Source organism: Bradyrhizobium sp. USDA 4369 (assembly GCF_054056435.1).
In genome coordinates, this window is the sequence record NZ_JBSRYH010000002.1 from 82,136 (window position 1) to 104,884 (window position 22,749).

Consider the following 22,749-nt stretch of genomic DNA (forward strand, 5'->3'; position numbering starts at 1 on the left):
GATTGGTTCAAGCCAACAGAGCTTCCTGACCCTGCTCCGGAACGAGACTGGTCCAACCGAGTTCGGCCGAAACTCGCGCCTGTAGCGCCTTCGAGGCTCGCAGCTCACCGTGAGTGATGAACGTCGTCTTTGGAGCGCCTCCGATGCTCTTTAGCCACGTCAGGATCTCATTGGCGTCGGCGTGCGCTGACAGAGCTTCTATGTTCCGGACCTCCGCAGCGACAGGTACATCCTCGCCATGAATACGGACTGACTTCGCTCCCGACGTCATCGCGGCCCCCCGAGTGCCCTCGGCCTGGTAGCCTACGAAGAGGATCGTATTTTTCTGATACGGCGCGAAACGCTTCAAGTGATGAAGCACCCGGCCGCCGGTAGCCATTCCGCTCGCGGAAATGATGACCTTGGGAATCGGGCTGCCGCCAAGACGCTTCGAATCCTCGACCGAGCGGATATAGGTCGCGACGGCGCATGTCCTGCGGCATTCCTCATGCGTGAGCTTGTGATCCGATTTGAACCTGCAGAAGATATCGCTGGCGTCGACCGCCATCGGACTATCCAGGAAGATCGGCACGTTGGTAAGCCCTCCGGCCGATTTGATGCGTTCGAAGTAGTGGAGGAGCACCTGGACCCGACCGACCGCGAAGGCCGGAATGACCACCGTGCCGCCTCGTTTGGTCGTCGTTGCGACGATTTCCTCAAGTTCGCGCTGCGGATCGATGGTCGGATGAGAGCGGTCTCCGTATGTCGATTCGACGATAAGGTAGTCGGACTGCGTAGGGGCTTCCGGCCGCAACATGATAGGATCGTCTTGCCGCCCCAGATCCCCCGAGAAGACGATCGACGTTAGATTCCACTCCAGCTCGACCGATGCTGCACCAAGGATGTGCCCAGCGTGTCGGAGCACTGTGTGTCCTCCGCCAGGCAGGGCATGTTCGCGGCGAAACGAGATCGGCCTCAGTAGCCGCAGCGCAGCTTCGGCATCCTTCACGCCGTAGAGAGGAAGGGCCGGCTTGTGTCTCGAGAACCCATGCTTGTTGGCAAACAGTGCGTCCTGCTCCTGGATGTGGCCCGAATCGCGCAGCAGTACCTCGCAGAGTGCGGCGGTCGCCTCCGAACAGACGATAGGACCCGCGAAGCCCTGCTTCACCAGCAGCGGCAGTGCGCCCGAATGATCCAGGTGGGCATGAGTAAGGACGACGGCCGAAATGCTCGCTGGGTGGACGGGGAAGCTTGTCCAATTCATTTCCCGGAGAGTCCGCTTTCCTTGAAAGAGGCCGCAATCGACAAGAATGCGATGCGATCCGGAGTCCAGAAGATACTTGGAGCCTGTAACGGTCCCTGCCCCACCCAAGAAAGACAATCTTAGAGTCATTCGGTCCCCCCTTCGTTTCCTTGCCCTTGGCCCATTCGCGGGCTCGACCGCAGTTTCGTTCGTGCCTTGGCGGCTCGAACACCTACGACCGCGTTTGCGGGAATATACGAACGGATTCCGCGAGTTCGTTGACGTAACTCAAGAATTGCGATTGGAGGACGGAATAGAAGGCAACGAGCAGTGGCATAGGTGCAGCGATGGAAGACAAGCCGACAAGGTCGACTGAGAACTCGTCGACTTCCAACGCGGAGCAGATCCGTTCGCCGGCCTATTCGCTGGCTGCGCTCGATCAGGATTTTCTGCTCGGCGATTCCATGCGCGGCATGCGTTTCATGCTGGAGTACGCCAAGGCTGAGGAATACCTGAGGTCGTGGGGGGTGCGCTCCACCATCGTCGTCTTTGGTTCTGCGCGGGTGCGAGAGGACGGACCTGAACCGCACTCGCGATGGTATCGAGAAGCGCGCGCCTTCGCGCGCCTGGCTTCCGAGCGTGGTGGCGCCTTGACCTCGAACGGCGGCATCCGAGACAACGTGATCGCGACCGGCGGCGGTCCCGGCGTCATGGAAGCCGCAAACCGCGGTGCATCGGATGCGGGAGCGCCTTCCATCGGGTTCAACATCACGCTTCCCAAGGAGCAGCAGCCCAATCCCTACTCCACGCCCGCCCTGACGCTCCGATTTCACTACTTCGCGATGAGAAAGATGCACCTCGCCATGCGCGCCAATGCGCTCGTCGCATTCCCCGGCGGTTTCGGCACGCTCGATGAGCTGTTCGAGATCCTTACGCTGAGACAGACGGAGAAGTCGCCCGCCATTCCCATCGTGCTGTTCGACGAGCACTACTGGCGGTCCGCCGTCAACTTCGAGGCGCTGATCGAAAGCGGCACGATCGACAGATCCGACTGCGACCTTTTCAAGTTCGCGGAAACAGCGGAGGAAGTCTGGTCGAAATTGCTTTCGTGCGGTCTCGGCGTTCCGGGTCTTACCTGTGAGAGGTCGCAATTCACTCGCGTCAGGTCATCTCTATAGGTCAAGCGGAAGGCACAGCGGCTCAGCGAAGCCGGTAATTGACTTGGATCAATGATCGATCGGGGCAGGTCCCTATGTCCCGGGACAGTAAGGGGCCGCCAATGACGGAGCAACAAGCGCAATTTCCCGGCGTTCATCTGCCTTGGTTCGTTGCTGGGGCCGAGCAGCGGGATCCGTTGATGATCGCCATGGGAATATTCCTGGTGCTGTTCGTCTTCATGTTCGGCGTCTTGATGTTACGTCTGCACCATCTACCGGAGCACATCGCTCACACGGAACAGAAGGTGCAATATCAGATTGTCGCCACCCTGGGGCTTTTAGGGATGTTCACCCACGAGAACCTGTTCTGGATTGCTGGGCTGCTACTGGCTATGGTCGATATCCCCGATTTTACGACCTCGCTCACGCAAATCTCTAAGTCCGTCGAGCGCGTTGCTCGGCGGGGACGATCGGCTCGGTAAAGGAGAGCGCGATATTTTTCCCTCCCCGGGCGGAGTCAACTGCTCGGTCTTGCCGACTGGCGCCATCCTGGGTCTTCGTAACGTACACCTGACATCGCTTTCGCATGCGATAGAAGTGAAGTCGTGGCGAGTTCATCCAGGGCGTCGCTTCGTTCGCGATCAGTCAATCACCTGCTTGCCGACGAAGCGCATGAAAGGCTTTTGGCCATCCGCCCCGAACAGTATGACCGTATAGGGTTGCGGCGGATGTCCACTTTCCATACCGGGCGATCCCACCGGCATGCCCGGCACGGCGATGCCCTTCGCATCGGGAGTCTCCGAGAGGAGGCGCCGAATGGCATCCGCCGGCACATGGCCCTCAACGAGATAGCCACCGACCTCCGCCGTGTGACACCCAGCCAACCTCGGCGGAATGCCGAGACGAGCCCGAACCGACGCAATATCCGCGGTTTCCTCGACCCGAACGGAGAATCCGGCGTCGCGCATATGCTGCACCCAAAAAGTACAGCATCCACAGTTCGGGTCCTTGTGCACCGTGATTGCGGTTCCTTGTGCGATCGCCTCGGCGGGCTTGATCAGGGCCGCCGCGGCCAACAGTGTCACAAGCGATCGCCGGGTCATAATAGAGGTTCGTTCTTTCACGTTTCGCTCCGTTTTGTTTTGCCACTCTTCTGCCAAAGCCGGTTCGGACCATGATCGTGCGCTCGGGCGAACGCATACGCCGCCGTCCGCCTCGATCGTTGCAAGCCCATTCATGTGCCCTCGCGATGCCGTTCTGTCCAAATTCCCGATTCACGCAGCCCTTGGCACATCCTGCGGGTCGTCAGTAGCAAGCCCGGTCGTTGCGTCGCCCTCCGGAAGCCCGCGTCCCTTCACCAGGCCGAAGATCGCCGGAATCACGATCAACGTCAGCAACGTGGAGGACGTCATCCCGCCGATCATCGGCACGGCAATGCGCTGCATGATCTCCGATCCCGTTCCCGTGCTCCACATGATGGGCAGTAGTCCCGCCATGATTGCCACTACGGTCATCATCTTGGGGCGGACGCGCTCGACCGCCCCCTCCATGATGGCAGCATGGACATCACGTCGGCTGAAGGCTCGGCCCTCCGCGCTGCGCCTGGCCTTCATCTCGGCCAGTGCATGATCCAGATAGATCAGCATCACCACGCCCGTCTCTGCGGCGACTCCCGCCAGTGCGATGAACCCGACGGCGACGGCGACGGAGAGATTGAAGCCGAGCCACCACATCATCCAGATTCCGCCCACCAGCGCGAACGGCAGCGAGAGCATCACGATCAGGGTTTCAGTCAATGCCTTGAAGTTCAAATATAGCAGCAGGAAGATGATCGTGAGCGTCACCGGAACCACGATCCTTAAACGGGCAGCCGCGCGCTGCATGTATTCGTATTGACCGCTCCAGACCACATAATAGCCGGCTGGGAATTGGATACTGTCGGTGACGGCGCGCTGCGCGTCCGTCACGTAGCTTCCGATGTCGCGATCCCGAATGTCCACGTAGATGTAGGTCGCAAGCTGCCCGTTCTCCGTCCGGATCGACGTCGGCCCGCGGGCCGGTTCGACTTTGGCGACTTCGCCCAGCGGCACGGCGCCGCCCGCCGGCATCGGAACCAGGATGTCATTGGCAATGGCCTTCGGATTGTCGCGGAGATCGCGCGGGTAGCGCATGTTCACCGTGAAGCGCTGCCTGCCCTCCACCGTGGTGGTGACGGTCTGACCTCCCAACGCGGCCGCGATGGTGTCCTGCAAGTCTTGGATCAGGATCCCGTAGCGAGCCAGCGCCTCGCGATCCGGAACGATCTCCAGATAGTAACCGCCGATGCCCCGCTCGGCGTACGCCGACGAAGTGCCGGGCACGGCTTTGATCACGCGTTCGATCTGTTTGGCGAGCCGATCGATCTCGACCAGGTCGGTGCCCATCACCTTGACTCCGATCGGAGTGCGGATGCCTGTCGACAGCATGTCGATGCGCGCCTTGATCGGCATGGTCCAGGCGTTGGAGACGCCCGGGAATTGCAATGCCTTGTCCATTTCCGCAATCAGGCCGTCGACGGTCATCCCGGGCCGCCACTGTTCCTTTGGTTTGAGATTCACGACCGTTTCGAACATCTCGGTCGGCGCCGGGTCCGTCGCTGTGGCCGCCCTTCCCGCCTTGCCGTAGACGGACGCGACTTCCGGGAACGACTTTATGATCCGATCCTGCATCTGCATCAGTTCGGCGGCCTTCGTGACCGAGATTCCCGGCAGCGTGGTAGGCATGTAAAGAAGGGTCCCCTCGTTGAGCGACGGCATGAACTCGGTACCGAGCTGTCGCGCGGGCCAGACCGAAGCTGCAAGGACTCCCACCGAAGCGAGGATGACCAGCGTCTTGGCTCGCAGGACGCCCTTGATTACCGGCCGGTAGATCCAAATCAGGAAGCGGTTGATGACATTTCTGCTCTCGGGGACGATCCGGCCGCGCACGAAGATCACCATGAGAGCCGGCACCAAGGTGACGGATAGCAGAGCCGCGGCCGCCATCGAGAAGGTCTTTGTGAATGCCAGCGGACTGAACAGCCGTCCCTCCTGCGATTCCAGCGTGAAGATCGGCATGAAAGACACCGTGATGATCAGCAGGCTAAAGAACAGCGCCGGCCCGACTTCGGAGGCAGCGTCGATCAAAATCTGAACCCGTGACTGATCCGGCTTCGCACGTTCGAGGTGCTTGTGAGCGTTTTCTATCATGACGATCGCGGCGTCCACCATGGCTCCGATCGCTATCGCGATGCCGCCGAGACTCATGATGTTTGAGCCCAACCCCAGCAGCATCATGGCGCCGAACGCCATTAAAACGCCGACCGGCAGCATAAGGATCGCGACCAATGCGCTGCGGACGTGCAGCAGGAACACGATGCAGACCAGCGCGACGACGATGCTCTCCTCGAAGAGCGTGTGCTTGAGGGTATCGATAGCGGCGAAGATAAGGTTGGACCGATCGTAGACCGGCACGATCTCGACCGAATTCGGCAGGCTGCTCGCGATCTCCTTGAACCGCTTCTTGACGTTCTCGATGACGTCCAGAGCGTTGACGCCGAAGCGCTGCAGCACGATACCGCTCGCGACCTCTCCCTCGCCGTTCAGCTCGGCGATACCACGCCGCTCGTCCGGCCCAAGCTCGACGTTGGCGACGTCCCGGAGCAGCACCGGGGTGCCTCCGGAGGTCTTCAGCACGATGTTGCCGAGATCGTTGATGTTCTTGACGTAGCCCTTGCCGCGGATGACGTACTCGAACTCGGACAGTTCGACAGTGCGGCCTCCGACGTCGGCGTTACTGGCGCGGATGGCCTCTCGGACCTTTTGCATGCTGATGCCACGGTCCCGCATCCGCTGCGGATCGAGCACGACGTTGTACTGTTTGACGAACCCGCCGATGCTGGCGACCTCGGCGACGCCCTCGGCCTTGGCCAGTGCGAACTTGAGGTTCCAATCCTGGATCGTGCGGGTGTCCGCGAGATTCAATTCCTTGGACATGACGGCGTACTGGTAGACCCAGCCGACCCCCGTGGCGTCAGGACCGATGGTCGGAGTGATACCTGCGGGCAATCTCGACGTCGCGCTGTTCAGAAACTCCATCACGCGCGATCGCGCCCAGTAGATGTCGGTGCCGTCCTCGAAGATCACGTAGACGAACGATACCCCGAAGAACGAAAAGCCGCGCACGACCTTCGATTTCGGTACCGTCAGCATCGCCGTCGTCAACGGATAGGTGACCTGGTCCTCGATTACCTGCGGCGCTTGGCCGGGATACTCGGTGTAGACGATGACCTGCGTGTCAGAGAGGTCCGGAATCGCATCCAGTGGAAGGTGGACGAGCGCGTATAGTCCGGCCGCGGCCGCGAAGCCGGTGCCGAACAGTACAAGCAGCAGGTTGCGGGCGGACCAGGCGATGATGCGGGTGATCATTTGTGCTCTCCCATTGCGTGGTCGCCGGCGGCACTGGGATCTTGTGGCGCAGCTTCTGCGAACCCCTTAAGCGCCGCTTTCAGGTTGCTTTCCGCATCGATCAGGAAGTTGGCCGAGGTAACCACCGCCTCGCCGTCGGCAAGGCCGTTCCGCACCTCGATGTAGCCGCCGCCGCGGCGGCCGAGCTGCACCTCCCTCGGCTCGAAGCGCCCTTCTCCCTTGTCAACCAGAACCGCCTGCCGGCTGCCGGTGTCGAGCACCGAGCTGTCCGGCACGGCCAGAACTGGCGCGGCATCCGCGGTGTCGATCGTGGCATCGACATACATATCGGGCAGCAGCGCGAAGTCCGGGTTGGTGAGTTCGATCCGGACGCGTGCGGTCCGCGTGTCGCGGTTCACCTGCGGGTAGATGACCGAGATCTTTCCGGCGAAGCTCCGCCCGGGGAAACTCCGGGCGCGGACCTCGACCGGCTGACCGACCGCGATGTTCCCGAGATCGCGTTCGGCCACGTCGACCAGGGCCCAGACCACCGAGATGTCGGCGATCCGGAACAGCACGTCGCCTGGGTTGGCCCGCATACCCTCGATGGCGTTGCGCTCGAGCACGATGCCGTCCCGCGGAGCCAACCACTGCACGTTGACGGGCGCGACGTGAGATTTCTCTATCTCGGCGATGAATTGGTCGGGCACATCAAGGTTCGTAAGTCGCTGGCGCGACCCACGGCCATACACTTCGACGCCCCCTACCGTCTTGGAAGTGACCGTCGCAAAGTATTCCGCGGCCGCGGAAGCCACCGCCGAACTGTAGATCTGCATCAGCGGCTGGCCCGCCCGGACGCGCGTTCCGGTGGTCACGTCCGCGACCTTCTGGAGGAAGCTTTCGGCTCGCATGGCGATTACGGACACCCGACGCTCGTCCAGCTGGATCGTACCGGGCACCTTCACCGAGACTCGGATCGCGCGCCGCTCGACCGGCTCCGACTTGACGCCGGTGCGCTGAATCTTGCCGGGCGACAGCTTCACGGACCCGTCGTCGGCGTCATCGCCTTCGTAAACGGGGACGTAGTCCATCCCCATCGGATCCTTCTTCGGCACGGCCGAGGTGTCCGGGAGACCCATCGGATTACGATAGTAGAGGATCCTGCGGGAAGAATTCGCCTGCTGCCTTGGCTTTGCCGGCTCGTCGACCGTCTGGCCGTCATCGTAGACGGGCAGATAATCCCGTCCGTGGTCGTCCTTTTTCGGTCCGGCAGACCAAAACGGCTCTCCGCCCGGATCACGATAGAAGAGCGGCGTTCGGTCTGCCGCTGCGGCAACCGCAGCCATGTCGGTACGGACGGGCCAGCGCCCATCGTTCAAGTACCAGTAGGCCCCCAAGCTCAAGCCGCCGCCCACCGCGAGAGTAGTCAGAAAACGAAAGGTATTCATGGCGTGTTGTCCTCGCGCGCAGCAGCGCGCATCCGAACGACTGAAAAACGGGATGTCGGGCGCCGGCGAGCGGCACCCGATGGGTGCTACTTGATCGCCTTGACGATCAGCTTGCCGGTGACGGTCTCCGCCTCACCCTGAACCTTCGCCGAGAGCGTGACCTGGTAGCGGCCGGCCATCGGCAGATCGGTCTTGAAAGCGTAGACGCCGGGCTCCTTTGACGGCAGCGGCTCGACCGGCGATTCCATTTCGGCCATCCCGTCCGGAGCCATGTCGACCCGTGTCCTGAAGATCACGGCGTCCGATACCGGCTTGCCGGTCTGCTTGTTGGTCAAGCGAACGGCGAGCGTGACATCGTCGCCCTTCTTCATCTCCGGATTGACGGGTTCGAAGGCGTAGTCGCCGGCGCCCGCCATGGCGGCCGACGCGGCGAGCGAAATCGTGGCGGCCAAAGCCGCGGTGCTGAACTTGGAAAGCATTGTCCTGTCCTCATGATGTGATCTCGGTCGTGGCGCTAGGAGCGCGCACGTCAGTCGTCGCAGGCTGCTGCGCGACGTCGGGCTTTGTGAGATCAGATTCGAGGAGGTCGAAAAGGAGGATTGCCTGCCTGGACCGTGACGATCTGGTCCGCCGGGATGGCTGCTTTACGTTCCGCGGCAGGGTCGAAACGGAACGCGATGCTTCGCACGTCTCCAAGCGCGGTCAGGCTGCCTACGCAGCAAAATCCCGAACCGCACTTGTGGTGTTCGCTGTGGATGGGCGTGCCTGTCGTGTCGTCCGGGCAGCAATCCATCGACATGTCGGCCGACGCTTCCATTTGCATCGTGGAAGTGCTGTCCGACGCGGTCATAGCCAAGCCCGTCGCGGACGCGCCGAGCGGCGCCAGCGCCAAGGAGGCGGCAATCGCGAATGCCAGAATCGTTCGGACGAACCGCATCGTTGTTACTTGCTCGCCATCACTTCCTTAGCCGGACAACACCTTATCAGCCCGGAGGATACCATAGCCCAGGGACATGCAGAATCTTTGATCCAGCTCAATCATTGGTGATCCCATCGGCGCTACCTGTTCGCTCGGCCCACGACGTCCATCAGCTCGGCGATCTTTCGCCTTTGATCCGCCTTGTCGCCGCTGCGGATCGCATGTTCCACGCAATGGGACACGTGATCCCGCAGGATCTCTTCCTCGACGCGGCGAAGCGCCGCCCTGACCGCCGAGATCTGGGTGACGATGTCGATGCAATACCGATCCTCTCCGACCATCTTCGCCAGGCCGCGAACCTGACCTTCGATGCGGTTCAAACGTTTCTGGCACGTAGCCTTGATGTCGTTTCTCATGCCACGTATATACCCCCCTAGGGTACATTCCGCAAGATGGAGCTGACGATGGCTCGGCCAGACACGCCGAATTCCGAGAAGACCGACAAGAACTGCTGCGGACACTGCCAGTCCACCGCATCGGCTTCCGAGCACCATGCTCACCACCATCATCATGGTGGCGCGCAGGGGACCACGGTGGATCCCGTTTGCGGAATGGAGGTGGACCCGGACACGGCTCGTCACAAGGCCGAGCACGGAGGTCGGAGCTTCTACTTCTGTTCGGACCGTTGCAGGACGAAGTTCGCGGAAGATCCGGCGAAATATCTACACGGAGAGATGAAGAAAACGCAGGCTGACGTGCCCGAAGGCACGATCTACACCTGCCCGATGCATCCGCAGGTCCGCCAGGTTGGACCAGGCAATTGCCCCATCTGCGGCATGGCGCTCGAACCCGAGCTCGCCACCGCGGACGCGGGGCCCAATCCCGAGCTGGTCGATATGACCCGTCGGTTTTGGGTGGGTCTCGCCCTCTCCGTTCCGGTCGTGGTCCTCGAGATGGGCGCTCACCTCGTCGGTGCTCACGGTTGGATCGACCAGTCGCTTTCCAATTGGATCCAGTTCGTTCTCGCGACGCCGGTCGTCCTATGGGCAGGGTGGCCGTTCTTCGTCCGCGGCTGGCAGTCGGTCGTGACGCGCAATCTGAACATGTTCACGCTGATCGCGATGGGTACGGGAGTCGCCTGGGTCTACAGCGTGGTGGCGACGGTTCTTCCCGCTGCGTTTCCTTCGACGTTCCGGGGTCATGACGGCGCAGTGGCCGTGTATTTCGAAGCGGCCGCGGTCATCACGGTACTGGTGCTTCTCGGGCAGGTGCTCGAGTTGCGCGCGCGAGAAGCCACTTCCGGAGCGATCAAGGCGCTATTGGACCTCGCGCCGAAAACGGCACGCCGCATCCGGGAGAACGGCTCTGACGAGGAAGTCCAGATCGCGGAGCTCCGGCCGGGCGATCGTTTGCGCGTCCGCCCGGGGGAAAAGGTGCCAGTCGACGGCGAGATCGTCGAGGGCCGATCTTCGCTCGACGAGTCGATGGTGACTGGCGAATCCATGCCGGTCAGCAAGGAGGTCGGCGGCAAGGTGATCGCCGGCACGCTCAACCGCTCCGGCGGATTCGTCATGCGGGCCGAAAAGGTCGGCAGCGATACGATGTTGTCTCAGATCGTGCAGATGGTGGCGCAGGCGCAGCGCTCGCGCGCGCCCATCCAGCGTTTGGCGGATCAGGTCGCGGGTTGGTTCGTTCCGGCGGTCATCGTGATCGCTGTCGCGGCTTTCGCCGCTTGGGCCGTCTACGGTCCAGAGCCCCGCCTCGCCTTCGGTCTCGTCGCGGCGGTCAGTGTTCTCATCATCGCCTGCCCGTGCGCGCTCGGCCTGGCGACCCCGATGTCCATCATGGTCGGGGTCGGGCGCGGCGCACAAGCGGGCGTGCTCATCAAGAACGCCGAGGCGCTTGAGCATATGGAGAAGATAGACACTCTTGTCGTCGACAAGACCGGCACTTTGACCGAAGGCAAACCGAAGGTCGTCGCGATCGTACCGGTCAGTGGATATTCGGAGGCGGACGTGCTGCGGCTCGCCGCCAGCGTCGAACGCGCCAGCGAACATCCGCTGGCGGATGCCATCGTCAATGCGGCCAAGGATCGCGGAATTCAGACGGCCGACGTCAAGGACTTCGACTCGCCGGTCGGCAGAGGCGCCCTCGGAACGGTAGAGGGCAAGAAAATCCTCCTCGGCAACGCGACTTTCCTGCGTTCGGAGGGTGTCGATACATCTGCCCTCGAAAGCGAAGCCGAGCGTCAGCGCGGTGAAGGTGCAACCGTCATCAACATGGCCGCCGACGGCAGGCTCGCGGGCATTTTGGCCATCGCCGATCCCGTGAAGCAGTCGACGCCCGAGGCGCTGCGCGACCTGGCCGCCGAGGGCGTGAGGGTCATCATGCTGACGGGCGACAACCGGACCACGGCCGAGGCGGTCGCCCGGAGACTCGGCATTGCGGATGTCGAAGCCGAGGTACTGCCCGATCAGAAGAGTGCGGTCGTCGCAAAGCTGCAGAAGGACGGACGAAGCGTCGCCATGGCGGGCGACGGCGTCAACGACGCGCCGGCTTTGGCGGCGGCCGAAGTGGGCATCGCCATGGGCACGGGAACGGACGTGGCGATGGAGAGCGCGGGCGTCACTCTTCTCAAGGGAGATCTCAACGGCATCGTCCGTGCGCGGCGGTTGTCACGCGCCACCATGAGGAACATCAGGCAGAACCTCTTCTTTGCTTTCGCCTACAACGCCGCAGGTATCCCTATTGCGGCCGGAGTCCTGTATCCGACGCTGGGACTGCTGCTGTCGCCGATCGTCGCTGCGGCCGCGATGGCGCTGTCCTCCGTCAGCGTGGTCGGCAACGCGCTGCGACTGCGGACGACGCGGGTCTGACGGGTCAAAGAAGTCGCGCGATCGCCTGAATGCCTTTCATGCCTGTCCCGAAGCGGGCGATCGCATCCTTGTTCCGCTCCAGCTCGCCATACGGCAGGTAGCGTACCTGCAAGTCAGCGACGCGACTGAACGCCGGCCGACGAAGTTGATTACGCACCTCGTCCTCCCTGCCGTCCGGAGCAACCAGAAACAGTCCGCCCGCGGTATGCAGGTCGCCGCTTAGCGCCAGATCGAGCATGCGGACGATCCCGGAATAAATCGAGGTCGTGTGTTCGACCTCGAAAGCAGCGACCACGCGATCGCTCGCGGCATCCAACCAGAGCACATCGATGAGCCGGATCGATTCTGCGCCCGCGGCATCTTCGATTGATGAGGGCAGACGGTCGATGCAACCGGATGCCAACATGGCGCCATTGTATGAGCGTCCCCGATCGTTCGAAGCGATCCATATCCGATAACCGAGCGCCAGGCCCAGGTCGCGGAGCCAGGCTTGGACTTCCGTATGGGTAAGATCGTTCTCGCGCGCCGCCGCAATGGGAGCTTCGAGCCTTTTTGCGGTCTCGCGCGCCTTCGACAACTCGGATAGCCAAGCGTCTCTTGCTGTCTCGCCATTGCCGACAGGAGGCGCGCTGAAGCGCCCGGTACCGACATCGAACAGAAATCCCGCGATTGCGCCGAGATCGTTGGAGAGAATATCCCGATAAGCGCGGTTCAGCTCCAGGATGCCGCTTCGCATCCCAAGATATTGATCCCATCGGCCGAGCTTCACCTTGGCGCCCGTGATCGCATTGAAGCCGTTCACGATCGCGGTGTTGAATGGCGGCATCAGCGTCGGGTGCAGGAAGTACAGGAGATTGGCGACAGCGGGCCCGAGACCCTTGATCTTCAGTCGATCGATCGTGTCGATTCCTTCGACGAGCTCCTGCTCGGTACTGCAGCAAGAACAGTGATGCAGGAGTTGACCGAAAGCCCGCTGATTTCCGGCATCCTCATAGATGTCCGGGATCCGAAGCTTCGGTTTCCATAGGAAGGCGTGATCGGCTCCTTTGAAGATCTGCCTCTGCTCCGCGATCGACCCCACGATCGTTTCGAGGGAGGAGCCCCTGTACACGTTGCCGAACGTTCCGCCCCCGATCTCCTCGACCACCTGAGCGATGCCGCGCCGAATCGACCTGAAGTTCTTCAGGCGCTCATCCCACAAGAACCACGTGCGATAGGTCGACCCAGGGTCCTGTCGCCATCGCTCGATCAACACGCGCAATAGGTCCGTCGAGCCCGGATACAGCATCGTTTCAATCATGCTTGTCGATCCACATCGCGCATATCCGAGCGCCCGCGACGTTCGCGGGTCAAAAATATTACAGCAAAACCCAACATTTTCTCACTTCGAGTCAGAAAGGAACGAAGACCCTATGCGACGGTTTCGTCACGAACAACGCATTGGAGCAGCCGTGATCGCCCTTCCCTACGATTATTTTCTGCTCGGCTGGTTCGTTATAGCAGTCATCTCGACCGCCTACGTCGCGTACGACCAGTTCGCCGGAAATCCCGAGCCTGCCGTGATGAAATGGGCGTTCGTCCTCATCACGCTCTACATGGGGCCGTTCGGCCTGCTCCTCTACGTACTCGCCGACAAAGAGCCGCGGCCAGGAGAACACGAACGATTCACTTCCCCGCTGTGGAAGCAAGGGTCGGCAGCACAATCCACTGCGTGGCCGGAGACGCGACCGGCATCATCCTTGCCGCAGCGACGACGGCCTTCCTCGGATTGCCGATGTGGATCGATCTGATCGTGGAATATCTGGCGGGATTCTCGTTCGGGCTCTTCATCTTCCAGTCGCTGTTCATGAAGCGGATGATGGGCGGTTCGTACTGGCAGAACGTGAAAATGAGCTTCATGCCGGAATTCATCAGCATGAATGCGATGATGGCGGGAATGGCGCCGACGATGAGCTTCCTGATGATGGGGCGTGATATGCGCGCCATGGATCCCCTCGAACTGACGTTTTGGGGCGTGATGTCCCTTGGCGTGATCGTCGGGTTCATCACGGCCTATCCGTTCAACGTTTGGATGGTACACGCCGGCATCAAGCATGGGCTCATGACCGAACGGTCCGACGCACACGGCGGACATCACGATCGGCACGGTGATGATCATGGGCGCGCCGGGATGAGGAGCCAGGCGACCGTTCCGCAACTGGCCGCTTTGGCGGGGGTGACAGCATTGCTGCTTGTCACCGGAATGGTATGGCCGGGCTTCTACGTGAACCTCACCCTGAGCGCGCACGATGTGGACGGCCCGATCATGCCGCCCGGAATGATCAACACGTTCGACCTGCCGGCCGCTGCCATGCGGGATATGGCAGCGGTGAAGCCGCGACAGGTCGGCTACGAAGCGCCGCCGACGGCGCGCGGCGACCAGGTGCTTCAGCCAAGGCTGGAGAATGGCGTCAAGGTGTTCGATATCGAGGCTTCCGCGATCCGCTGGAATATCTTACCGGACGTTGCGGTTCAGGCTTACGCGTATAACCATCAAATTCCGGGGCCTCGGCTGGAATTGACGGAAGGCGATCACGTCCGGATCAACTTTCACAACGCGCTGCCCGAGAGCACGACGGTGCATTGGCACGGACTAATCGTACCAAATGAGATGGACGGGCCGGCAAAGATCACCCAGCCGCCCGTCCCGCCCGGCGGTTCACACAGCTACGAATACACCGTCGGACAGCACGGCACATACTTCTATCACAGCCACGATCATCCCGACCGTCAGCAGGCACTCGGTCTCTACGGTGCGCTCATTATCCAGCCGGCGGACCCCTCGTCCGAGGTCAAAGCGGACCTTGAATACACGATACAACTTCAGGAGTGGCTGAAGCGCGAATGGCTCACCTATCCCGCGATGCTGATGGAGGGCGCGCTCCCCAACTACTTCACCATCAATGGAAAGGCCTTTCCTGCGACCGACACCGTGCAGATGAGGGTTGGCCAGACGATAAAGTTGCGTTTCATCGGCACCAACAACAACTTCGTCCACCCCATGCATGTGCACGGCGGCCCTTTTGAGATCGTGGCGGTGGATGGCGTCACGCTCGCCGAAAGCGCCCGTTATCAGGCGGACACCGTGAACGTTGGTCCGGGCCAACGGTACGACGTTGTTTGGACCGCTCGCCGGCCGGGGAAGTGGTTGGTCCACTGCCATATCCCTCATCACACGGCCAACAACAACGTCGAGCAGGGCGGTGGGGGTGGGCTGATGTTGGTCTTAAACGTTCAGTGATTCCGCGTGAGGTCAGCGGCGGAAGGACGTTGCCGGTTCGCGACTCTCGTCGAACTCATCCACCACTGGCGCAGCGACCCAATCATCGCGCCATCTACCGCGATGGCAGAGGCGCTGCAGCCGATGTCGCCTGTCGGGGACGGCAGCCCACTCGGCGCGAGCAGCACTATCGGCTTCGCACCGTCCGGCCGGAGCATGATCACGCCGATATTGGCCGCCTGATGTTGGCGAAGGCTGCGACGGCTGTCTCGGCTCGCTCCCGGTCGCTATCCTCGGAAAAAACCAGGAAATAGCGGCGGAAGAAATGTGGCGGCCAGGGCAGCGCAGTTGAGGCGTTCGGCAAACGGCGCAAAGCGCATTGCGTGACGAGCAATGTTTTGCCGATCTCGATGAGATTCTCGCCCAGGCGCGACTTCCGAACGTCGCTGTCAAGGCAAGCTCGCTGCCTTGCTCTACCGACGACTCCTATCCGTTTCGCCGGCTAATGCCCTATCCGCAACGCACCTTCGACGCCTTCGGTACGGACCGCATCATGTGGGGCTCCGATCTTACCCGTCGACCGTGCACCTATCTTGAATGTCTTGATCATATGCGGTTCGGGCTTCCCTTCCTGACGCACGCCGATCGCGCTCGCGTACTCGGTGGCACCGCGGCGAGACTACTACGCTAACCGGAACGGCAGTGCTAGATATCCGTGAAAGGCCCCCTGCGGCGCATCAGATCATCGGCGCGGCGGACTATAGGTCGGATCCGGCATCCTTCTTAGGCCCTGCAGCGGCGGGCGGCGCAAGGCAATCACGACGTCCGAAGACGACCTGATACCCAGGCTCGCCCCGGAACGCCGCTGAGACCCCAGTTTCCGCCGACGAAAGAGGCCTCGCTGCGGCTGGTGGCTCCCCTACCTGACCGGTCCCTATATCTTCCAGTCAGGACGGACAAGCCGGCAGAGCCGGATTCGACGTAGCGGTCCGCATTGAAGCGAATGGGCCCGGTCATGACCGCAGGATCATTTGTTGCCATCAGCAATCTCGGCGGCCGCCCGCCTGATCTCGCTCTGGCGCTTTTCCAGCCATTCCGCAATGGCGGTCTCCGCAAGCTCGTACGCCGGCTGCCCCATCGCCAGTGCGGCGAGCTTGAGCTGACGGATGAGAGTCGGCCGGAGGTAGACAAGGAGTTGGCTCCTCTTGTCCGATCGTTTCCGAGCCTTGGACGCTCCCTTCTTCGGTGCGCGCACGATCCTCTCCTTCGACGTTAGATAGCTGACTATCTGATACACTCTCTAACATTGTGCCACTTTGGGCGAAAGCCCGGATTTTCCGCTATTTGAAGATATCCACAGGCCATCAGCATTCATAGATAGCTACCCATCCAGTTCTAGATAGCTAACTATCTTGACTCCCTGCACTACACCTGCTCTCTATCTGCCCACGCAAGGACGAAGCCTGGTGACCCCATGCGAACACGTCGCCTTTGCGAGACTTCGCCTTCCGAACAGGTCGGAGACATTGGTGGCGCATTCAAAGTCCCAAGCTCGATATCGGGCGATCGATCTCCTTTCGGCGAGCGGCCGAGCCAAGATCGGTTCCGGCCGCGCCACGAATCTTCACAGACTCGCTGTCCAGCTGACGCTCGATCCGGATGTGCTCTCATTAGAGCTTGTGGAGTCGTTGTCGGTCGCAGGCCGGGATGTCGAGATCGGGATGTTGGTCGCGCAATTCAAGCAGACAGCGGTCGCATACGACATCGTGGACGAGCGCGAGTACCGCGATCTCGATTCCGAGGGAATGCTGCTGATCGCGCTCGACCTGCATCGCATCGCTCGGGTGGAGGTCGACGCGGATACTATCCAGGCGGAGCCTCGCGCAACCAACAGCGACCGCATCTGGGGTCACCGCGGACTGGATGTCGGTCGTAGCCTGCGCGCCGATATCGAGACTGCCCTGAGCTACCAGCGCATGTCGATCAAGGAATTGGGCAGTGCGATCGGCTTGAACAATGCGTTCCCCGTCGTGTGCTCGCTGATGTGCAGGCGCGCTCTCGTCTCCGACCTTTCCATGAAATTCGGGCCCGATGCCTTGATCGCGTTGCGCGGCCAGTGCTTTGCGGCAGCAGAGAACAGGCCGACGGAATTCGTGAAGCCGCCAGTTGCAGGAGCCAAGAGATGACATGGCAAGACGACCTCATCCGGAGATATCCGAATCTGTTCGTGCGATCCTTTCGCGGCGTGCCGTTCGCACCCGGCTATCCAAGGTGTCACGATGGCTGGCAGAACGTCGTGGCGCGGCTCGCCGAGCGCGTGGCCGCCGTGTCGGGCGATGGCACCGTCTACTTCACGCACATGGTTGCTGAGCACGGAGCTCTCCGCGTCCACTGGACCAGCCGTTCGGAGCTCCCGCAGCGGTCGGCGCTCAAGGTCGAAGAAGCCGTTGCTCTCGCGGAGGCCCGATCGCTTTCGACATGCGCCGAGTGCGGCGCCCAGGGTCGCCTGTTCGCGAGCGCGTTCCGTATCTTCCCGGCCTGCAAGGGCCACCAGCAGGGTACTGCCGTTCCGGTCATTTCGGGATTCCACGATGTCTTTCTGCGCCGGGGCATCGTGAGACGGCGCTCCACTCTCGAACGCGTCCGATACGACTGGGCGTCGGACGCGTTCGTGCACGCGCCGGCGGAGAACATCGCGAAGGAGAAGCGCCATGGCTGACCGCAGTCGGGACTGGCGCGCCGATCTGGTAACGACCTACGCCGACCTCTTTCAGCCGGTCGGCGATCCCCCGCGCGCCCAGGGCTGGCCGTCGGTCGACGACGGCTGGGAAGACTTGCTGGCACGTGCGTGCGGGCGGATCCGAGCCGCGGTGCTGGCGGACGGCGGCTCTTTCCATACGATCCAAGTCAAGGAGAAGTTCGGAACGTTGCGTTTCTATTGGGAGGGCGACCTCTCTCCCGAGACCGCCGCCAAGGTCGAGGAGGCTGTCGATCTCGCCGAGGCCCGGAGCGCTGTCACCTGCGAGGTCTGCGGCGGACCCGGCAGGCTGCACGGCGGCCGCTGGGTGACGACCCGCTGCGGGGCCCACGCGGAGGGCCGTCGACCGGTCCGGGTTCAGCCTGGTGACGACACTTACGTCTTCGAGCGCGTCGTGGGAAAGCGTCGGAGTATCCTGCATGGCCGATACGACCGCGAGAGCGACACGTTCGTCGACGTCGCTCCGTTCGGCACCGAGGAGACGTGAAGATGGGAGCCATCGATTGGCAGCGCGGGTTGCGGCTTCCGCGCCTTTTCCGTGCCCTGGCGGAAGAACCCAGCCACTCATTCGGTTATCCGCACGGCGAAAGTGGGTGAACTCATGCGCATCGAAAGGATGAGTGGCGGCTTCGACCGCAAGGGTCAGTTCGTGTCGGCAAAATGCGGCCGAGCGATACCAGTGCGGCATCATCTTATGCGGGACGCGCTGGTACAGGCCTCGCTCGACCCCACTGTTAGATCGATCGAGTATCTGTCGGAGGATCAGATCGCCACCGCGCTGACGAAGATAGATGCCGTCGTCATCCAGCGCGACGACGGTCGTTATCATTTGGATGTCGTCGAAGCCAGGCCACGCCGCTCCACGGCGCAGCGCCTACTCGTCGCGCAGAGCCTTCTCGATCTGGGTCTTCGCCCTTTGGTCCGGACGGAGTCCGAGATCCTCAACGAGCCCGGCTGCACGAACGCGAGGATGGTCTGGAAACACGCAGACCACTCGGTCGAAATCGGCCTGCGCCTGCAGATCCTCGGCGCCCTGACGGACGAAGGAGCCATGCCGCTCGCGGATCTCTTGAAAAGCCTGCGGACCGACCGCGATCCGGTGCCGTCGGTGATGGCTCTCGCCTGCATCGATCTCATCGCACTGGACCTTGTATCGGCGCCGCTCGGACCGAGAACTCTGACGAGACTGCGCGAGTGAGCTTTCGGGATCTGCGTCCGATCGAAGTCGACATTCCGGAGAGTGAAATGCCCGGCGACAAAAAACGCCTGCCGACCGACGCTATCCTCGAAGTCGCATTCGAGGAAGCGTTGACGTCGGCGCTGCGGCGCTCCGTCTCCGGCAAGGCGCCGTTAGCGATCATTGTGATCGTGCCCGCTGCGACATGGGTTTCCCCCTGTGAAAGGTTCTGGAAGCGTCGGTACGGCGATCGTTGGCACATCATCGCCAGGGACGGGTCTTCCCGCTCCGAACACAAGGGGACGGTCGGAAACTCCAGCGTGTCTGGGGTTCTGGTCGACGGCCGCTCGGTCGTAGGCATCGCCACGTCGTCAGATATCCTCCCCTCGACGCTGATCGCGAGCGCGGACCACACGATCCGTTTGTCCTCGCCAACCGGCGAGGCCCTCCGGCAGGTGCTCGAAAGGCATCTAAGCCGTACCGTCACCGCGGACGTGCCTGCTCTTGTGGGCACCGGCCTGGACATCAACGATTTGGCTGCCGCCTTCCGGCCCGGATCGACCTCCCGCCAGATCGTCACCCGCATGGAGCGAGCCACAAGGCGGCGGATCGGTTCTGAAGGCGACGATCGATTGCCGTCACTCCAGACAGCCATCGAATACGGCGCGGCTCGCCGATTTTTTTTAGACTTGGCTACCGATCTGAAAGACCGTGTTCCTTTCAGCCAATTGAGCCGTTCAGTAGTGCTGTTCGGCGAAACCGGAACCGGTAAGACGACCCTGGCAAAACTGGTGGCGAAGCATATGAATCGCCCCCTCCTCGCTTATTCGGTCGCAGATCTTTTCGCTCGGTCGGATGGAGCGCTCGGCGGGGTCGTGCAGGCGACCAATGCCATGTTCGAAATGATATCTACCCATAGTTGTGTTTTTCTATTGGACGAGCTTGACGCGTTGCCAGACCGATCCACAATTTCTAGTAGAGGCCGTGACTGGTGGTTACCCGTTTTGACCAACTTCATGCTCAGGTTGGACGATGCTTTTTCGCGCGGCGGCAGCGGTCGTGGCGAGGAGACAATTTTCATCGCCTGCACAAATTATCTCGATCGCATCGACTCGGCGCTCTTGCGCCCGGGACGCTACGAAAAGGCCATCGAGGTCCGGCGTCCTGATCTCGCCGGCACGATCAACATTCTCTCCCACTATCTGCCGGAGATCGAGAGCGGCGAGCGTGCCGAGCTCGGACGGCTCCTCGAGGGATCAACGGGCGCCGAACTCATGATGGTGACGCGCGATGCGAGACGGATCGCCCGTCGCGAGGACCGGTCGCTCCGCGCCGATGACGTCCGTGCGGTCGCGCTGCCCGACGAGGCCATTCCACCCGCGCGCTTGCGCCGAATCTGCGTGCACGAGGCCGGGCACGCCGTCGGCATCCTGGTCCTGCGTTGCGCCACCCTGCGCGGCATCGTCGTCCGGACGCGGGATGGCGCCGCCGGACAGACGACGTCAGTCCAGGATGACGGCGATCTTCCGACAAGACGCGACTTCGAGGCCCGCGTCGTGGCTACCTTGTGCGGTCGGGCTGCCGAGCATTTGCTGATTGGAGAAGTTTCCGTTGGCAGCGGTCTTGATGAGGAGAGCGACATGGCGATCGCCACTCGGATGATCGCATCGCTTCATGCGACGGGTTTGGGAGACGATCTCGCTTTTACGTCGGATTACCGTCGCGTTCTCAAGGCCGTTTCGCGGGACAAGACGCTGCGCCGGCGCGTAGAAACCGATCTGGTCCGCCTGCAGAAGCGGGCCGCCCGGCTGGTCCGGGGTAATCAAGACGCCATCGTCGCCGTCGCAAATGCCCTCGCCGAGAAGCGGCACCTGTCCGGCGAGGCGATCCGAATCCTGTTCGAGGACAACCGTCGTCCCGGAACTCAAAATCCCTAGGCAAATGATGGAGGCGTATATGCTTTGCGTAACAGTGGAGATCGGCCCTGGCGGGTTCGAACCAGGCGGGCGTGTCGTAGGTTCGCTCCGGATACCGAACGTTTCCGCTTCTGCGTCGATCTCGAGCTGCGAAATCGACTTGGCGGAGGCCGCCAATCATTTGACCGGCATGCCGGCCCCGGGTCGGCGCCTGCCGCGTCGAGAGGCACGACCGCCATCATTCGGTATGGCCGCTTGCCGAACGCGCTACGGCGGTGGCTCGGGCGCCTGACTTTTGAAGTCTAACTTGGCGAGTTTCCATGGTCACGCAGGAACAGACGCTACCTTTCGTTCCAGACAGCATTTTCTGGCTCGACGCCATTGCCACGGCGGGCTCGGCCCCGTCGACGGTCGACTGTTACGCTCGAGATCTAAGGGATGTCGCCGAGGCCATCGGTAGCATCGACATCTCCGCAGTCGTCGCGATGGACCAGTCGGCAGCCGACCGTGTCGCGGAGCTTTGGAGCGCTGACGGCGCCGCCGCCTCCACCATCTACAGGCGGTTTGCAGGTCTACGAAACTTCGCACGCTTTCTTGCTCAGGAGGGGTCGCACGACTGCTCAAAGCTCTTGAGTTGCCGCCTTCCTCCTTGCGGCAGGGTGCACCGAGAACCGGTCGAGAAAGAATCCATCGAGACTATTCTCTCGACTTGGGACCACGAGGATAGCTGGACGCGCATGCGCGACTCGGCTGCGATCCACGTCGCAGCCACTTCAGCCTTGACGACGGCCGAAATCGTTGGGTTGAACCTTCGCGACTTCAGCCCGATCCTTGCCGCCGTCCTCGTCCGCCAGTCGCATCTCGAGCCTCGACCGGCCACGATCTCGCAAGAAGCGATCGATCGGCTAAACGGATATCTCGATCACGTCCCGTTCGAGCTCGGCGACGACGATCCGCTGTTCGTGACCAAGCGGCGCACCCGGCTTTCGGCGCGCTCGTTTCAACTCGCCTTCCGTCGATCGAGGAGCTTAGCCGGGGTCTCACGTTCGGCCGTCCCGACTTCGCTACGTAACACGATCGGCTTCGATCTCGCGCGATCCGGAGCGGCGCCCGAGGTCGTCGCAGCGGCGCTGGGAATCGGCATCGCGAGTGCGTGGCGATATTTTACGACGAGGGACGCTTAGCGCCTGGGGTGCCGCATACTTCGCGCGCGCGTGCAGCAAACGAAGACAAGAGTCAATAGGCGCAAAATTTGGCGACACTATCAGGACCACTCAGATGATTTTCCGCAAAACGACCGAAAAACCGCATCCGAAATCCACCAGATTCATTTCGATAGGATTCCAAAACGCGCATGTTATTCAATGCGATGCGCCATACCGGCGCGGCAAGGACAACATCATGCACCAGCTTGCGTAGACGCGCGACCGGAGCGGACTCCGATCGCGCGTAGTTAGAAAGGTCTTCGGCGCCCACAAAAGCCAGCCTTAGACCCATGTCCGCCAATATCCGGATTGTCTCCGGTCACCATTCGGCAGAACGACCAAGATATCCTCTTGGCCGACCGAGAATCGCACGTCCGATTCCAAGTCG

20 protein-coding genes and 1 pseudogene are annotated in these 22,749 nt (G+C 61.9%); 11 read left to right on the forward strand and 10 right to left on the reverse strand.

Features of this window, described 5'->3' with window-relative positions:
• Positions 1–7 precede the first annotated feature (7 nt).
• Positions 8–1,372: an MBL fold metallo-hydrolase gene (locus ACVIJ6_RS38390; RefSeq protein WP_028133001.1), complete on the reverse strand. Its 1,365-nt coding sequence runs from the start codon at positions 1,370–1,372 to the stop codon at positions 8–10.
• A 197-nt stretch (positions 1,373–1,569) separates the two neighbouring features.
• Between ACVIJ6_RS38390 and ACVIJ6_RS38395 the strand changes: the two genes are divergently transcribed.
• Positions 1,570–2,400 (forward strand): LOG family protein, encoded by an 831-nt coding sequence (locus ACVIJ6_RS38395; RefSeq protein ID WP_049819833.1) that lies wholly within the window; start codon positions 1,570–1,572, stop codon positions 2,398–2,400.
• A 101-nt stretch (positions 2,401–2,501) separates the two neighbouring features.
• Positions 2,502–2,861, forward strand: coding sequence for a hypothetical protein (locus tag ACVIJ6_RS38400; RefSeq protein WP_155253157.1), 360 nt, complete (start codon positions 2,502–2,504; stop codon positions 2,859–2,861).
• A 159-nt stretch (positions 2,862–3,020) separates the two neighbouring features.
• Here ACVIJ6_RS38400 and ACVIJ6_RS38405 read toward each other — a convergent pair whose 3' ends face one another.
• From ACVIJ6_RS38405 to ACVIJ6_RS38430, 6 genes are all read right to left on the reverse strand, one after another.
• Complete coding sequence (locus ACVIJ6_RS38405; protein ID WP_311765986.1) at positions 3,021–3,617, reverse strand: DUF411 domain-containing protein; 597 nt, start codon at positions 3,615–3,617, stop codon at positions 3,021–3,023.
• Between the two features lie 36 nt (positions 3,618–3,653).
• Positions 3,654–6,824, reverse strand: a complete 3,171-nt coding sequence (locus tag ACVIJ6_RS38410) for an efflux RND transporter permease subunit (RefSeq protein ID WP_028133003.1) — start codon at positions 6,822–6,824, stop codon at positions 3,654–3,656.
• Positions 6,821–8,251, reverse strand: a complete 1,431-nt coding sequence (locus ACVIJ6_RS38415) for an efflux RND transporter periplasmic adaptor subunit (protein WP_028133004.1) — start codon at positions 8,249–8,251, stop codon at positions 6,821–6,823. The genes ACVIJ6_RS38410 and ACVIJ6_RS38415 overlap by 4 nt, the downstream gene beginning before the upstream one ends.
• Positions 8,252–8,337: 86 nt before the next feature.
• Positions 8,338–8,730, reverse strand: a complete 393-nt coding sequence (locus ACVIJ6_RS38420) for a FixH family protein (protein WP_028133005.1) — start codon at positions 8,728–8,730, stop codon at positions 8,338–8,340.
• Between the two features lie 92 nt (positions 8,731–8,822).
• Positions 8,823–9,188, reverse strand: a complete 366-nt coding sequence (locus ACVIJ6_RS38425; protein ID WP_028133006.1) for a hypothetical protein — start codon at positions 9,186–9,188, stop codon at positions 8,823–8,825.
• Between the two features lie 122 nt (positions 9,189–9,310).
• Positions 9,311–9,586, reverse strand: coding sequence for a metal-sensitive transcriptional regulator (locus ACVIJ6_RS38430; RefSeq protein WP_028133007.1), 276 nt, complete (start codon positions 9,584–9,586; stop codon positions 9,311–9,313).
• 48 nt (positions 9,587–9,634) lie between these two features.
• Here ACVIJ6_RS38430 and ACVIJ6_RS38435 point away from each other — a divergent pair, with 48 nt between their 5' ends.
• Positions 9,635–12,046 (forward strand): heavy metal translocating P-type ATPase, encoded by a 2,412-nt coding sequence (locus tag ACVIJ6_RS38435; protein WP_028133008.1) that lies wholly within the window; start codon positions 9,635–9,637, stop codon positions 12,044–12,046.
• Between the two features lie 4 nt (positions 12,047–12,050).
• Here the strand turns inward: ACVIJ6_RS38435 and ACVIJ6_RS38440 are convergent, their stop codons facing one another.
• Positions 12,051–13,346: a type II restriction endonuclease gene (locus ACVIJ6_RS38440; protein WP_210164224.1), complete on the reverse strand. Its 1,296-nt coding sequence runs from the start codon at positions 13,344–13,346 to the stop codon at positions 12,051–12,053.
• Between the two features lie 151 nt (positions 13,347–13,497).
• Between ACVIJ6_RS38440 and ACVIJ6_RS38445 the strand changes: the two are divergent.
• Both ACVIJ6_RS38445 and ACVIJ6_RS38450 read left to right on the forward strand, forming a co-directional pair.
• Positions 13,498–15,326, forward strand: a pseudogene (locus ACVIJ6_RS38445) (DUF4396 domain-containing protein).
• Positions 15,327–15,684: 358 nt separating this feature from the next.
• Positions 15,685–15,996: an amidohydrolase family protein gene (locus tag ACVIJ6_RS38450; RefSeq protein ID WP_080672073.1), complete on the forward strand. Its 312-nt coding sequence runs from the start codon at positions 15,685–15,687 to the stop codon at positions 15,994–15,996.
• 336 nt (positions 15,997–16,332) lie between these two features.
• On the opposite strand, the gene ACVIJ6_RS38455 is transcribed toward ACVIJ6_RS38450, so the two are convergent.
• On the reverse strand, positions 16,333–16,560 hold the full coding sequence (locus ACVIJ6_RS38455) for a hypothetical protein (protein ID WP_049819883.1): 228 nt from the start codon (positions 16,558–16,560) through the stop codon (positions 16,333–16,335).
• A gap of 274 nt (positions 16,561–16,834) precedes the next feature.
• Between ACVIJ6_RS38455 and ACVIJ6_RS38460 the strand changes: the two genes are divergently transcribed.
• From ACVIJ6_RS38460 to ACVIJ6_RS38485, 6 genes are all read left to right on the forward strand, one after another.
• Positions 16,835–17,491 carry a hypothetical protein gene (locus tag ACVIJ6_RS38460; RefSeq protein ID WP_028133010.1) on the forward strand — a complete coding sequence of 219 codons (657 nt, stop codon included), beginning with the start codon at positions 16,835–16,837 and terminating at the stop codon, positions 17,489–17,491.
• Complete coding sequence (locus ACVIJ6_RS38465; RefSeq protein WP_028133011.1) at positions 17,488–18,024, forward strand: hypothetical protein; 537 nt, start codon at positions 17,488–17,490, stop codon at positions 18,022–18,024. Before ACVIJ6_RS38460 ends, ACVIJ6_RS38465 begins: the two co-directional genes overlap by 4 nt.
• Positions 18,017–18,550, forward strand: a complete 534-nt coding sequence (locus tag ACVIJ6_RS38470; protein ID WP_049819836.1) for a hypothetical protein — start codon at positions 18,017–18,019, stop codon at positions 18,548–18,550. Before ACVIJ6_RS38465 ends, ACVIJ6_RS38470 begins: the two co-directional genes overlap by 8 nt.
• A gap of 102 nt (positions 18,551–18,652) precedes the next feature.
• Positions 18,653–19,261, forward strand: a complete 609-nt coding sequence (locus tag ACVIJ6_RS38475; RefSeq protein WP_409889996.1) for a hypothetical protein — start codon at positions 18,653–18,655, stop codon at positions 19,259–19,261.
• Positions 19,258–21,177 carry an AAA family ATPase gene (locus ACVIJ6_RS38480; protein ID WP_049819837.1) on the forward strand — a complete coding sequence of 640 codons (1,920 nt, stop codon included), beginning with the start codon at positions 19,258–19,260 and terminating at the stop codon, positions 21,175–21,177. The genes ACVIJ6_RS38475 and ACVIJ6_RS38480 overlap by 4 nt, the downstream gene beginning before the upstream one ends.
• Positions 21,178–21,476: 299 nt before the next feature.
• Positions 21,477–22,340 (forward strand): tyrosine-type recombinase/integrase, encoded by an 864-nt coding sequence (locus tag ACVIJ6_RS38485; protein ID WP_028133013.1) that lies wholly within the window; start codon positions 21,477–21,479, stop codon positions 22,338–22,340.
• Positions 22,341–22,392: 52 nt separating this feature from the next.
• On the opposite strand, the gene ACVIJ6_RS38490 is transcribed toward ACVIJ6_RS38485, so the two are convergent.
• Positions 22,393–22,653: a hypothetical protein gene (locus tag ACVIJ6_RS38490; protein ID WP_155253159.1), complete on the reverse strand. Its 261-nt coding sequence runs from the start codon at positions 22,651–22,653 to the stop codon at positions 22,393–22,395.
• Positions 22,654–22,749 lie beyond the last annotated feature (96 nt).

Coding starts and splice junctions, on each gene's coding strand:
- ACVIJ6_RS38390 (WP_028133001.1), bottom strand. CDS start 1,372: ATGACTCTAAGATTGTCTTTCTTGGGTGGGGCAGGGACCGTTACAGGC.
- ACVIJ6_RS38395 (WP_049819833.1), top strand. CDS start 1,570: ATGGAAGACAAGCCGACAAGGTCGACTGAGAACTCGTCGACTTCCAAC.
- ACVIJ6_RS38400 (WP_155253157.1), top strand. CDS start 2,502: ATGACGGAGCAACAAGCGCAATTTCCCGGCGTTCATCTGCCTTGGTTC.
- ACVIJ6_RS38405 (WP_311765986.1), bottom strand. CDS start 3,617: ATGAATGGGCTTGCAACGATCGAGGCGGACGGCGGCGTATGCGTTCGC.
- ACVIJ6_RS38410 (WP_028133003.1), bottom strand. CDS start 6,824: ATGATCACCCGCATCATCGCCTGGTCCGCCCGCAACCTGCTGCTTGTA.
- ACVIJ6_RS38415 (WP_028133004.1), bottom strand. CDS start 8,251: ATGAATACCTTTCGTTTTCTGACTACTCTCGCGGTGGGCGGCGGCTTG.
- ACVIJ6_RS38420 (WP_028133005.1), bottom strand. CDS start 8,730: ATGCTTTCCAAGTTCAGCACCGCGGCTTTGGCCGCCACGATTTCGCTC.
- ACVIJ6_RS38425 (WP_028133006.1), bottom strand. CDS start 9,188: ATGCGGTTCGTCCGAACGATTCTGGCATTCGCGATTGCCGCCTCCTTG.
- ACVIJ6_RS38430 (WP_028133007.1), bottom strand. CDS start 9,586: ATGAGAAACGACATCAAGGCTACGTGCCAGAAACGTTTGAACCGCATC.
- ACVIJ6_RS38435 (WP_028133008.1), top strand. CDS start 9,635: ATGGCTCGGCCAGACACGCCGAATTCCGAGAAGACCGACAAGAACTGC.
- ACVIJ6_RS38440 (WP_210164224.1), bottom strand. CDS start 13,346: ATGATTGAAACGATGCTGTATCCGGGCTCGACGGACCTATTGCGCGTG.
- ACVIJ6_RS38465 (WP_028133011.1), top strand. CDS start 17,488: ATGACATGGCAAGACGACCTCATCCGGAGATATCCGAATCTGTTCGTG.
- ACVIJ6_RS38470 (WP_049819836.1), top strand. CDS start 18,017: ATGGCTGACCGCAGTCGGGACTGGCGCGCCGATCTGGTAACGACCTAC.
- ACVIJ6_RS38485 (WP_028133013.1), top strand. CDS start 21,477: ATGGTCACGCAGGAACAGACGCTACCTTTCGTTCCAGACAGCATTTTC.
- ACVIJ6_RS38490 (WP_155253159.1), bottom strand. CDS start 22,653: ATGGGTCTAAGGCTGGCTTTTGTGGGCGCCGAAGACCTTTCTAACTAC.